At 61.0% G+C, this 11,949-nt stretch carries 10 protein-coding genes; 3 read left to right on the top strand and 7 right to left on the bottom strand.

Annotated features, from left to right (window positions below; translation table 11 throughout):
* Positions 1-95 precede the first annotated feature (95 nt).
* The 3 genes from N1937_RS23575 to N1937_RS23565 all read right to left on the bottom strand — a co-directional run bounded on the left by N1937_RS23575 (position 96) and on the right by N1937_RS23565 (position 4,311).
* Positions 96-878: an ATP-binding cassette domain-containing protein gene (locus N1937_RS23575; RefSeq protein ID WP_170277281.1), complete on the bottom strand. Its 783-nt coding sequence runs from the start codon at positions 876-878 to the stop codon at positions 96-98.
* Entirely contained in the window at positions 871-3,126 is a 2,256-nt protein-coding gene (locus tag N1937_RS23570) for an ABC transporter permease (RefSeq protein WP_260057112.1), read from the bottom strand. Before N1937_RS23570 ends, N1937_RS23575 begins: the two co-directional genes overlap by 8 nt.
* 102 nt (positions 3,127-3,228) lie before the next feature.
* Entirely contained in the window at positions 3,229-4,311 is a 1,083-nt protein-coding gene (locus N1937_RS23565) for a substrate-binding domain-containing protein (RefSeq protein ID WP_170277279.1), read from the bottom strand.
* A 284-nt stretch (positions 4,312-4,595) separates the two neighbouring features.
* Between N1937_RS23565 and guaA the strand changes: the two genes are divergently transcribed.
* Positions 4,596-6,158 carry a glutamine-hydrolyzing GMP synthase gene (gene guaA, locus N1937_RS23560; protein ID WP_017966645.1) on the top strand — a complete coding sequence of 521 codons (1,563 nt, stop codon included), beginning with the start codon at positions 4,596-4,598 and terminating at the stop codon, positions 6,156-6,158.
* A 334-nt stretch (positions 6,159-6,492) separates the two neighbouring features.
* Here the strand turns inward: guaA and N1937_RS23555 are convergent, their stop codons facing one another.
* Together N1937_RS23555 and N1937_RS23550 are read right to left on the bottom strand one after the other, a co-directional pair.
* Positions 6,493-6,966 carry a GFA family protein gene (locus tag N1937_RS23555; RefSeq protein WP_260057111.1) on the bottom strand — a complete coding sequence of 158 codons (474 nt, stop codon included), beginning with the start codon at positions 6,964-6,966 and terminating at the stop codon, positions 6,493-6,495.
* Positions 6,967-7,005: 39 nt separating this feature from the next.
* Positions 7,006-8,433 carry a coniferyl aldehyde dehydrogenase gene (locus N1937_RS23550; RefSeq protein ID WP_260057110.1) on the bottom strand — a complete coding sequence of 476 codons (1,428 nt, stop codon included), beginning with the start codon at positions 8,431-8,433 and terminating at the stop codon, positions 7,006-7,008.
* A gap of 96 nt (positions 8,434-8,529) precedes the next feature.
* On the opposite strand from N1937_RS23550, the gene N1937_RS23545 reads away from it, so the two are divergent.
* Positions 8,530-9,141: a TetR/AcrR family transcriptional regulator gene (locus tag N1937_RS23545; protein WP_260057109.1), complete on the top strand. Its 612-nt coding sequence runs from the start codon at positions 8,530-8,532 to the stop codon at positions 9,139-9,141.
* A 232-nt stretch (positions 9,142-9,373) separates the two neighbouring features.
* On the opposite strand, the gene N1937_RS23540 is transcribed toward N1937_RS23545, so the two are convergent.
* Entirely contained in the window at positions 9,374-9,763 is a 390-nt protein-coding gene (locus N1937_RS23540; RefSeq protein ID WP_260057108.1) for a nuclear transport factor 2 family protein, read from the bottom strand.
* A gap of 157 nt (positions 9,764-9,920) precedes the next feature.
* On the opposite strand from N1937_RS23540, the gene N1937_RS23535 reads away from it, so the two are divergent.
* Positions 9,921-10,805 (top strand): helix-turn-helix domain-containing protein, encoded by an 885-nt coding sequence (locus N1937_RS23535; protein ID WP_222292273.1) that lies wholly within the window; start codon positions 9,921-9,923, stop codon positions 10,803-10,805.
* Positions 10,806-11,210: 405 nt separating this feature from the next.
* Here N1937_RS23535 and N1937_RS23530 read toward each other — a convergent pair whose 3' ends face one another.
* Positions 11,211-11,813 carry an NADPH-dependent F420 reductase gene (locus N1937_RS23530; RefSeq protein ID WP_170280237.1) on the bottom strand — a complete coding sequence of 201 codons (603 nt, stop codon included), beginning with the start codon at positions 11,811-11,813 and terminating at the stop codon, positions 11,211-11,213.
* Positions 11,814-11,949 lie beyond the last annotated feature (136 nt).

The raw sequence follows: 11,949 nt of genomic DNA, 5'->3' as shown, positions 1-11,949 counted from the left end.
GACCCTGAATGGATCGTGTCCCGGCAGGTGGTGTAGGGGTCGGGAGATAGCAACCAGACCGGTGTCAACCTTCGCTTCTGATTCACCGTGGCTATTCAAATGGATCTTGCCTCATCGGCCGTCAGCGCATTCTCTCGCGTGCCGGAAACGATAATCTCCAGCACTTCATGCTCATCGGTATTCCTGATGTAGCGATCGCCGACATATTCGCCGCGCTTGAGGACCATGACGCGATCGCCCACGGCGAAAATGTCGATAAGGCGGTGTGAGATGATGATCTGGGCAACGCCCTGCCTCTTCAGTTCCAGCATGGTTTCGAGCAGCCGTTCCGTCGCCATCACCGAAAGGTTGGCGGTCGGCTCGTCGAGGATCACGACGCGCGGCTCGAACGAGATTGCGCGGGCGATTGCGACGGATTGCTGGCGGCCGCCCGACAGGCTTTCGACCTTCTGATAGACGGAGTTCACGTCGACCTTGAGCCGTTTCAGCACGCTGTCGGCTTCCGCATACATCTTCCGCCTGTTAACGAAAGGGCCTTTGAGCGGCCAGCGGCCAAGGAAGATATTCTGGCCGACATCCATATTGCCGCAGAGCGCGAAATCCTGGTAGATCATCTCGATGCCGACGTCGCGGCTCTCATGCGGGCTCTTGAACCGCACCGGTTGCCCGGCAACGATGATATCGCCCGCATCGCGCTGATAAGCGCCGGTCAGGATCTTCATCAGCGTCGATTTGCCGGCGGAGTTGTCGCCGACCAGGCCGAGGATCTCGCCGGGATAAAGCCTCAGATCGACCTTGCGAAGCGCCTGCACGGCCCCGAAGGCCTTTTCGATGCCCCGCATTTCCACGATCGGCGCGGATGGTGTCGCGTCAGCCATGGCTGCTCTCCCGTGTTGGCGCGCCTCTTGCGAGGCGGGTGCGCAGGCGCCCGAAAATATTGGCCTGGCGCACCCATATGTCGATCAGCACCGCGACGATGAGGATGACGCCGATGAAGACGTTGATCCAGTGCTGCGGCATGCTGAACCCCTGGACGTTGAGTTGAAGCAGTGCCCGGACGAGCGTGATGACGGCGGCACCGGCAAGCGAGCCGATCATCGTGCCGTAACCGCCGAAGATCGATCCGCCGCCGATGATGACGGAAGCGATCGCATCGAGCTCGCGAAACTGGCCGGCGACCGGGTTGAAGCTGCGAAAATAGGCGACGTTGATGATCCCGGCCATGGTGGCGCAGAGCGCCGACAGCATCAGTGCGATGAAGCGCACGCGGTTGGTGTTGATGCCGGCATAAGCGGCGGCGCGCACGTTGCCGCCGGCCGCGCAGACCTTCAGCCCGAACGGGGTATAGGCCAGCATGATGCCGGCGATCAGGGCGATGAAAAACATCCAGATCGTCTGGACGCTGACGACCTCGGCCACCGTGCGAACGATCCCCGGCGGCAATGCAAGGCCGAAATGCAGGAGAACGTCGTTCACCTTGCGTCCGAGCAGGTTATAGCTCTCGGGCCAGCCGGTCAGCTGCTGTCCCGCGACGAACCAGGCGGCGAGCCCCCGGGCAATGTAGAACATGCCGAGCGTGGCGATGAAGGCAGGCAGTTTGAAGCCGACGACGACCATGGCGTTGACGGCTCCGGCCGCCGTCCCCGCAAGCAGGCCCATCGTCACGGCGGTGAGCGGGTCGGCGCCGAGCACCTTCAGGAAATAGGCCGCAGTGCTGCCGGCAAGGGCAAGCACCGCGCCGACGGAGAGATCGATATCGCCGGCCGCGATGACATAGGTGAGCCCGACGGTGATGAGGGCCAGCTCCGTATAGTTGAGCAGGATGGCAAAGGTGTTGGGCAGGTTCCACCAGTAGTCCGGCCTCAGCGCGAGGCCCGTCAGCCACAACACGGCGGTCAGGATGATGGCCAGCGCGTCGCGGCGGGCGAGAAACTTGCCGAGCCCGGTGGCAGACAGCGCCGTGTCGGTCGCCATCGCCCCCTTGGTCTGGACACCCTCGATCGCCACGCCGCCCGTCTCGTAGGCCGGCGGCGGCGGCCGGCCGCTGAGCCAGGCCCATAGCCGGGCCGCAACCTGGCGCCGGATAAGGACGGGCTCGATCAGCACGGCGATGACGAGAAGCAGACCCAGGAAAACCAAGACGGCGCCCGCCGGCAGGGTGAACTTGGCGCCGACGGCGATGCTTTGACCGTCGATCACGACGATGCGCGTGATCGGCCATCCCTCGCGCAGCACCTTGTCGATCAAGACGACGACCGCAGCACCCATGCAAGACCCGACGACGCGGCCGCGGCCACCAAGGATCGATGCTCCGCCGATGACGACGGATGCGATGACCGTAAGTTCCCAGCTGACCCCGTAGAGAGGGGTGACGCCCTTGTCCTGTGCGGCCGACAGGAGGGCTGCAAGGGTCGCGCAAAGCGAGGAGAGCAGATAGGCGCGAATGCGCACCCAGCGTGTGCGAATGCCGGCATAGACCGCCGCCTGCTCGTTTCCGCCGGTGGCGAAAGTCTCATAGCCCCAGCGGGTCTTGGCAAGCACGTAGGCCCCGATGATGGCGATGAGGAAGAAGATCGCGATCTGGTTGTTGAAGCCGAGGATATTCGTCCCGCCCAGGTGGAAGAACAGCGGATGGTCTTTCGCCTTGTCGGAGTAATAGATTGCCTGGCCGTGCGTCAGCGCCAGCACAAAGCCGCGACCGATGAAGAGGATCGTCAGCGTGGCGATGAAGGCCGGCACTTTCAGAACGGTGACGAGCACGCCGTTGATCAGGCCGATCGCCGTGCCCAGCAGCACGCAGAGGAGCACCGACTGGGTCACGCCGAAATCGAGAAAGCTCGGGGCGAAAAGCCTGGCGAAGACGACGGCGACCAGGCCGTATGTCGAGCCGACCGAAAGATCGAGATCCTTGTTGGCGATGACGAACGTCATTCCGACCGCGATGATCCCCACGCGGGACGTATCGCGCAGCAGCGCGTGAAGGGCTTCCGTCGATCCGAAGAAGGCCGGGTTGACGATGGCCCCGCCGAAGTAAAGCAGTGCAAGGAACATGAGGAGGCCCGCCTCCCAGCCGCCGACGAGCTGGGGTGGCGCACGGCCGAGCGATGTCGTCGTGGCGGGCTCCATCAGTTTCTACCGACCAAATGCGTTTCTACCAACCGATCCTTGCTGTCGCTTGGCGGGGCGGCGCGAGCCCTCCCGCCTCGATTTCAAGCGTCCCAGACGAAATCAGTTCTCGAAGCGCTTGCCGACCTTGGCAACGTTATCCTTCGTCACAAGCTGGGCGCGCGTGTCGAGATTGGCAGCCGAAATTCCGCGATCGATCTGGAGATAGAGCTGCATGACGGGCCAGAAGCCCTGCAGGAAGGGCTGCTGGCCGAGCGACCCGGTCAGATTTCCCGCCGCGATGCCTTCCTGCTGTGCCGGGCCGAGATCGAAACCAAAGGCGCAGAACTTGCCGGTCTTCCCCATCTGGGCAACCGCCTTGACCAGCGGCGGCGTAAAGACGTTATTGGCCGTGAAGGCGCCAACCACGTCGCCGCGGGACTCGAACAGCGAAACGAGTGCATTGACAGGGTCGTTCGGGTTCGTGTCGATGCCGACATTCTCCGGGCCGGCGTCAACCTTGAAGGCATCGAGCTTGCCGGCATCCTTCAGCGTCTTGACGATGGCATTGAAGGCGGCGGTGACACGGTTGTTCACCTCGATATTGCCCATCGCGGTGGAGGACGGCAGCACGATCGAGCCGCTGGCAGCACCACTGGCAATCACGCAATTTGCGAGCGCCTCGCCGCCGATTGCCGCCGCCGACGCATCCTGGCCGGTGTGGCTGATCGCGCTGCGGTGCAGGATGGTGGCGTCGAACGAGTTGGTCGTCGCGATCGGGATGCCGGCCGCCTCGGCAGCCTTGACGATGTCGTTATAGGCGCCGACCTGCGGCGTCGTCATGATGATGCCGTCGATGGTCGGGTCCTGAACGATCTGGTTCAAGATCTCGATCTCGCGGGCGGGGTCGTCCACCGGCGATTCCGAACCGAGCAGCAATATCTTGGCACCGATCATATTGCCGGCGACGGTCGCGCCGACATAAACAGGGTCGAAGAAGCCATTGCCTGCCGTGTGCGTCACGATCGCGAAGGTCAGATGACCGTCAGCCGAATGGAAATCCTTCGTGCCGGGGGCCTCTTTTGCGGCTTCCTCGAAGTTATAGCCGCCAACCGCTTTCTCGACGCCGCCCGACTGCGCAAATGCATGCGAGACACCGAGCGACAGTATCGCGGCCGATGCCGCGTAGAACAATACCCGCCTCATGATTGGTCCTCCCTTGAAACCAAGGGAGGAAAGCCGTTCCGGCGCAATGGATCGAGAGTGGGCCGAAGGCTTATCCTCCCATTCTCTAATATTCCGCGCAATTCTGGTTCAAGTAAACCGCAAACCCATCGTACTTGTGAATTTTTCGCTTTTGGAAGCGTCCGATAACGGTCTTTGAATGGCAGGTAACAGGTTGGTGGGGTCGGGACAATTGGAACAATAAAAACCTGATGCCGCCGATTTCCCGGATTGCCAGGCGAAGCGCTTTTCATTAAAGCCTCGCCATGACCCAGACAGCACATCCCGACTCCGTTCTCATCGTCGATTTCGGCAGCCAGGTGACCCAGCTCATCGCACGACGCGTGCGCGAGGCCGGCGTCTATTGCGAGATCGTCCCCTTCCAATCGGCCGAAGAAGGCTTCCACCGCCTGCAGCCGAAGGCCGTGATCCTGTCCGGCAGCCCGGCTTCCACGGTGGACGAGGGATCGCCGCGAGCGCCTCAGATCATCTTCGACAGCGGTCTGCCGGTGTTCGGCATCTGCTATGGCCAGCAGACAATGTGCATGCAGCTCGGCGGCAAGGTCGAGAGCGGCCATCACCGCGAATTCGGCCGCGCCTTCCTCGATGTCGACAGGGACTGCCAGCTGTTCGAGGGCCTCTGGTCCTCCGGCTCGCGCCACCAGGTCTGGATGAGCCATGGCGACCGCGTCACCGCGCTGCCGGATGGTTTCGAGGTGATCGCCACCTCTTCCAACGCGCCCTATGCCTTCATCGCCGACGAGAAGCGCAAATATTACGGCGTGCAGTTCCACCCGGAAGTCGTGCATACGCCTGACGGTGCCAAGCTGATCGGCAATTTCATTCACAACATTGCCGGCATCAAGGGCGACTGGTCGATGTCGGCCTACCGCCAGAAGGCCGTCGAGCAGATCCGCGCGCAGGTGGGCGACAAACGCGTCATCTGCGCGCTTTCGGGCGGCGTCGACAGTTCCGTCGCAGCGCTCCTGATCCACGAGGCCGTCGGCGACCAGCTGACCTGCATCCTCGTCGACCACGGGTTGATGCGCAAGGACGAGGCGGCCGGCGTCGTCGCCATGTTCCGCGAGCACTACAATCTGCACCTGCTGCACGTCGATGCCGCCGATCGCTTCATCGGCGAACTCGAAGGCGTCAGCGACCCAGAAACCAAGCGCAAGATCATCGGCAGGCTGTTCATCGAGACCTTCGAGGAAGAGGCCAAGAAGCTCGGCGGCGCCGATTTCCTCGGCCAGGGCACGCTCTATCCCGATGTGATCGAAAGCGTTTCCTTCACCGGCGGCCCGTCGGTGACGATCAAGTCGCACCACAATGTCGGCGGTCTGCCGGAGCGCATGAAGATGCAGCTCGTGGAACCCTTGCGCGAACTCTTCAAGGACGAGGTGCGTGCGCTCGGCCGCGAGCTCGGGCTGCCCGACAGCTTCATCGGCCGCCACCCCTTCCCAGGCCCCGGCCTTGCGATCCGCTGCCCCGGCGGCATCACCCGGGAAAAGCTGGAGATCCTGCGCGAGGCCGATGCGATCTATCTCGACGAAATCCGAAAGGCGGGCCTCTACGACGCCATTTGGCAGGCCTTCGCCGTGCTGCTGCCCGTCCAGACCGTCGGCGTCATGGGCGACGGGCGCACCTACGAATTCGTCTGCGCGCTGCGCGCCGTCACCTCCGTCGACGGCATGACGGCGGACTTCTACCATTACGACATGGAATTCCTCGGCCGCGCCGCGACCCGCATCATCAACGAGGTGCGCGGTATCAACCGCGTGGTCTACGACGTGACGTCGAAGCCGCCGGGCACGATCGAGTGGGAGTAGGGGAATAGCGCGGCCTGGCGTAGGAAATCGTATTCTGTCGTTGACAATACAACGATTTTCGAACTGCGCCGCGCACTATCCGATGCATCATCAACTGAACCGCCGATGTGCTTAAGCGAGTGATTTGGTTAGAGTTGTCCGACGGCGGTCGCGGGCGGCGAAAGTGTGGCGGATCTGTCTGACGGTACTTTTGAAGGTCGTCGTGTGCGGCCAAACGTCTGAGAAAAGTACCGTCAGTCCGTTTTCGGCCTGACGATACTTTTTTTGCAATCAAGGCCTTTGAGATCCAATCTGAAAGCTGCCCTTCACGTGGCTCTTCCGCGCGAACGGTGCTTTAGCTGGAGCCCTGCAAACCACCCATGATCAGTTTCCCGACCGCGAACTCGCTCGCGAAATAGCCGCTGTACTTGGGTAAACTGTCTGCCATGTCCATCACACGACGGTGATAGAAGATGTCCATCCGTACCGGCGGCAGCCAGGTTTCCGGGCCGAAGTTGCTGGTCGGAATGAACATCACCTTGAGTGGCCCCGCCCCCATAACCTCTACGACCGGATTGCCGCAAGTGCGGCAGAGCCCGCGATCGAAGTTCGGCGGTGAACGATACTTCTTGAACGAGATATTATCGACACCTTTCAGTGTCACATCCTTGGCGCGAATAGCGACAACATCGGCGAACGGTTTGCCGTTGAACGCCTGGCAGATCAGGCAGTGGCACCGAAACCTGGCTTTCGGCGAGGTATGCACCTCGAACGAGCAAGCGCCGCATTCGCATGCGCCGCGTAGCGGCAATGACGTGTCGGTGGCCATGTGCTGACTCTCCTTGAATTCATGGGGAAGGAAGGCCGATCATCGAAGTATCATTTTAAGGATCGCATCGATGGGCTGCTTGAACGGGGCATGCAGCAGGCTGGAGAGGTTCCATCGACCCTGCTCATAGATGCCCTTGGCATGGCTGAGGCTGCGGAAGCCCTCAATGCTGTGGTAAGCGCCCATGCCGCTCGGCCCAACGCCACCGAAGGGCAGGTCGTCCTGGGCAATGTGCATGATCGTGCCGTTGATTGTGACGTTGCCTGAGGTTGTTCGACTCAGCACGTTGCGTCGATCTTCGTTATCGGCTCCGAAATAGTAGAGCGCGAGCGGCCGGGGCCGCGCGTTGACATAGGCGATTGCGTCACCGATGTCGCGGTAGGGAAAGATCGGCAGGATTGGACCGAAGATTTCTTCATGAGCGATGCGCATGTCGTCGGTCACGCCAAGCATCACGGTTGGGGCCAGCGTATTGGAACGGTTGGACGCATCGCCGGGCCGGTTGCCGACCTCGATGATCCGGGCTCCCTTGGCTCTGGCATCTTCGATCAGGTCCCGGATCCGGACATATTGCCGCTCGTTTACGATGGAAGTGTAATGCTCACTTGTCGGGCCAGCAGGGTAGAAAGACGCTACCTGTCGGCCATACGCGGCAACGAACGCGTCAAGATCGTCTTCGTGGACGAGAGCGTAGTCCGGGGCGATGCACGTCTGACCAGCGTTGACCAGCTTACCGAACACCACGGCCGCGGCCGCTCGGTCGAGAGAGAGCCCCCTGGCGATGATAGTCGGTGATTTACCCCCCAGCTCCAGCGTAACCGGGACGAGGTTGTCGCTGGCGGCCTTCATCACCGCCCGCCCCACCGCGGTGCTGCCGGTGAAGACGAGATGGTCGAACGGCAGAGCCGTGAACGCCGCTCCCACCGCCGCATCACCAGTGACGATCGCGAACTGGTCCTCGGAAAAGATCTCGCCAAGCACCCTGGCGAGCAAGGCATTAATGACGGGCGTGAACTCCGAAGGTTTCAGCATCACCCGGTTTCCGGCGGCAATGGCCGTGGCAACCGGCATAAGGGCAAGGTTGATCGGGTAGTTCCAGGGAGACATTACACCGACGACGCCGAGCGGCTGATATTCGATGCGCGCGTTACCCATTCGCATCGTCATAGCGACATGGCGGCGGGTCGGAGCCATGAATCTACGAAGATTGCGGATCAGATACTTCACACCTTCGGCAACGGCCACGATCTCCATGATCGCAGTTTCATACCGTGAGCGATGGCCGAAATCGATATTGATGGCGTCTTCGATCTCTTTGCGGTGGCTGATGATCGCCGCCCTCAGTTTTGTCAGATCGGCGCGTCGCTGCGCCAGCGAAGGCGCACCGTCAAGCAGGAAGGCGGCACGCTGGGCGGCAAGAAGACCACTTAGCCGATCAGCGTCGGTGATGTTTGCGGTTGCGTTCACGGCCCACTCCGATGTAGACAAGAGAAACTTCGGCCTTGACATAGGCGCTTATGTATTCACTGTCAACAATGTAACCACAAGAAACTTTGAGGCATCATGCCGGACACATCCAACCGCCCTTATCATCATGGCGATCTCCGTCGTGCGCTTATCGAGACGGCGTTGGATATGCTTGCCGAGGAAAAGGGCTGGCAGTTCACGCTGCGGGAAGTCGCGCGCCGGGCTGGCGTCAGCCACGCGGCCCCCTACAAGCATTTTCCCGATAAAGCCGCGCTGCTCGCGGAGCTCGCAATGATCGGCTTCGACCGCCTGCGGGAGTCCCTATCGGTCGCGAAGCCGAAGGCGCCCAAATCTCTGCGCGACGAAATTGCTTCGGTCGCTCACGCCTACGTCGCGTTCGGAACGAACAACCCGGCTCTCTACCGCCTGATGTTCAGCGCGGGGGAGGAGAAAGTCGCAGGGCTGCATCTCAACGAGCGGGCGCTCGCGGTGTTTGATGTTGCGCTCGAAATCCTCCGGCGCGGCCAAGCCGCGGGGAGCATTCGCGAGCGGCCGATAGAAGGTCAGGCGGCAGGCTGGTGGGGGCTCGTCCACGGCATGACCATGCTTGCGATCGATGGGCTCCTAGTGCCCGAGAAAGTCGGATCGGCCCCCTTGGATGCGGCCTTGAACACGCTGGTGGAAGGGCTGGAGAACCCGGCAACATGACACTAGCTGCGCGTGGTTGACCTCTTCTTCGTGAAGGTGAGCCCGGCGTCGCAAGTAGTCCCAATCGTTGCTCATCTAATCGTCTACTGCAGAGCCGTCCAAATCACCGAAAATTCGCTGGTAGGCGCAGTGACGATCTGCTCGTTGTTCGCGCTTATCGCGAAGCTCCTTGGAAAATGGACAAGTAGTTGGAGCAGGGCCGCTTTCGTTCCGCTGCCCCAGATGCGGCGACTTATTTGCCCCAGAACTGGTCCTCTTCTTCCGGATCGGAGGAGAACAGCCAGACTTCTACGATCTTGCCATCCTGCACGCGCAGCAGATCGATACCGGGCTGGTCGACTTTGGCGCCTTCGCGTTGACCGGCGAACTCGATTTCGATGGCAACCAGGTCGCCGTTGGCGAGATAGCGATGGGCATGGGTGATGGCGAAACTACCACCAGACTTTGCCATCATGGCGCCCATCATGGCACCAAATTCGGCAATGCCATTCTTGGTGCCCGAGAACTGGTTATTGCCCGGCTGATGCCAAATGACCTGGGGCGAAAGCAGTTCGCCGAGCGTGGCCTGATCGCCGGTCTGGACGGCTTTTATATAGGCTTTTCCGACGTCGATAGTCGTCATTTCGGTCTCTCATTTGCAGATGTTGGAACCTGCTGCGAAGTGCCCTTCGCAGTTCATAAGAGTGATAATAATGGGTAGCATCCCATTCCGTCGTGGTTCATAGTCGCCGAAGTATGATACTTATCGGACATGTTCGGCCGGAATTGGCGCAACGCGAATGACAAAGAGCCGAGCGAAGCTGGATCAACTCAATTACCGTCCGAGCGGGCGCGATCTGGATGTTGAGATATTTCATTTTTCGGACTTGCGCCGCCGCGTGACCTCCGAGCAAATCCTGGCGCTGTACCATTATTCCTTCCACACGCTGATCTGCGTGACCGAGGGTGCGGTGACCCAGGTCGTGGACTTCCAGCCGGTCGATTGTGCGGCCGGATCCCTCCTCGTTTTGAGGCCCGGGCAGGTTCACAGTTTCGGTAGTGATAAAGGCTGGGACGGGTGGATGGTCCTGTTCCGCGCAGAATTCCTCCCATCGGAGATGCAAACGACTGCCGATCTGCTGCCTGTCCTGGGTCTGGATCGGCTGCCGGATCACCTATCCCTACTCACTGCCGATTTCGGCGCTGTGAATGAGGCGATCGCCAGGATGCAGCAGGACGCCACGAGCCCCGCCCCGCCCAAGGATGTACACGCGCTCTTGCGATACGAACTTTGTGCGCTGCTTCTGCGCCTTGCCATCCTCCAGGATCAGCACATGGGCATTGACGTCGCACAAAGCCCGGGTGTGCAGCGTTATGCCAGGTTTCGCAGGCTAGTCGAACAAAACTATGCTGGCTGGCATCAGGTATCCGCCTATGCGGCAGCTCTAGGCTGTACCGAGAAAAGCCTGACGCGAGCGGCGTTGGAGGCGACCGGGCAAAGCGCCAAAAACGCCATCACGGCTCGCATCGCCTTGGAAGCCAAACGGCTCCTGGTCCATACCAACAGGCCCATCTACCTCATCGCAGAGGGTCTCGGTTTCGCGGAGGCAACCAATTTCGCTAAGTTTTTCAGCCGCGAAACCGGTTTCACCCCGATTAAGTTTCGCAAGCAATACAAGAACTGAACGCCTTGGGGATAGCACTCTAGCCGCCACGGATAGCTTGGGGATGATTCTATCCTGCCAAGGGCACGGCACCATGTCTCGAAACGGCGTCCTTATTCAGAGGGGGGACAAACCTACGATCTGAATAAAAACCCTGCGGAATACACCGGCATCGGTGTAGCCGCTTGGCTAATCAACCTCATCGATCGGTCTTGAACTGAGCTGAGGCATTTCGCGATCCCTTGTTCATGCGGATCTGTTGCGGGTAGTTCGTGGTCGTCATGCCGGTTCGGACGGTGCCAAGACGCCGTCAGGTCCATCCCAACCTTCGCGCGACTTTGTGGCCTTAAATATTCGGTCGCGCGCTGCTCGAAGAGGTTTGCGCGCGCGACCAGTTCTCGGCGATATCACACGATCATAGATCGGTTACTGTTCCCTCTTGAACAAATCCTGGAAGATGAGCTGGCCCCAAGTGCGGCCGCGTGCGTGCACCAGCGCGCCACCCTCGTCGAGCTTTCCCAGCTTGACGGGTGCGAACCCGAGTTGTTTGGCCAAGGCCGCCACGGGAGCGATCGCGTCCTCGTCGTCGCTCGACAGAAAGACGACCCGATGCCCGCCCTCCACGATCGGATCGGCAGCCAGGGTGGCCGCAATCAGGTGATTGAAGCCTTTCACCAGCTTGGCGCCGGTGAACGACTTCGCGACGAAGGCGGAGGACGGAAGGCCGTCCAGCTCTTCAGGGGGAACCCCAAACGTGTTCGTCGCGTCGATGATGGTCTTGCCTTCCCAGCTCGGCAGGACCTTCGCAACCTCGCGATGCTCGCCGAACGGGACCGCCAGGATGATCGTGTCGGCATCGAGCGCATCCCGCAGCGACTTGGCAACGACCGTGGGTCCAATCGCCCGAGCCTGCGGCGCCAACGCCTCGGGCGGACGGCGGCTCGCGACGGCCACCTCGATGTTTTTACGGGCGAAGGCGTGGGCGAGGGCCTGGCCTATCTTACCGAATCCTACAATTGCGTAGCTCATAATGCTTCTCCGATCCGTGTTGACATTGATTTCCCGGCCTTCAACGGCGCTGGGTTACTGTGTGGCGACCTTTGCGTAGACGTCCCGTCGCGAATGACTTCCGCGCGGCCGGTCCGACTGTTCAGCGCGGAAGTCA

Source organism: Rhizobium sp. WSM4643 (assembly GCF_025152745.1).
Taxonomy (GTDB): domain Bacteria; phylum Pseudomonadota; class Alphaproteobacteria; order Rhizobiales; family Rhizobiaceae; genus Rhizobium; species Rhizobium leguminosarum_I.
The sequence above is the reverse complement of the archived record's forward strand: the minus strand, read 5'-3'. Positions and strand labels throughout refer to the sequence as shown.

Bases quoted from the DNA above. Each gene is read 5' to 3' on its own strand.
- N1937_RS23575 (WP_170277281.1), bottom strand. From the start codon at position 878: ATGGCTGACGCGACACCATCCGCGCCGATCGTGGAAATGCGGGGCATC.
- N1937_RS23570 (WP_260057112.1), bottom strand. From the start codon at position 3,126: ATGGAGCCCGCCACGACGACATCGCTCGGCCGTGCGCCACCCCAGCTC.
- N1937_RS23565 (WP_170277279.1), bottom strand. From the start codon at position 4,311: ATGAGGCGGGTATTGTTCTACGCGGCATCGGCCGCGATACTGTCGCTC.
- guaA (WP_017966645.1), top strand. From the start codon at position 4,596: ATGACCCAGACAGCACATCCCGACTCCGTTCTCATCGTCGATTTCGGC.
- N1937_RS23555 (WP_260057111.1), bottom strand. From the start codon at position 6,966: ATGGCCACCGACACGTCATTGCCGCTACGCGGCGCATGCGAATGCGGC.
- N1937_RS23545 (WP_260057109.1), top strand. From the start codon at position 8,530: ATGCCGGACACATCCAACCGCCCTTATCATCATGGCGATCTCCGTCGT.
- N1937_RS23540 (WP_260057108.1), bottom strand. From the start codon at position 9,763: ATGACGACTATCGACGTCGGAAAAGCCTATATAAAAGCCGTCCAGACC.
- N1937_RS23535 (WP_222292273.1), top strand. From the start codon at position 9,921: ATGACAAAGAGCCGAGCGAAGCTGGATCAACTCAATTACCGTCCGAGC.
- N1937_RS23530 (WP_170280237.1), bottom strand. From the start codon at position 11,813: ATGAGCTACGCAATTGTAGGATTCGGTAAGATAGGCCAGGCCCTCGCC.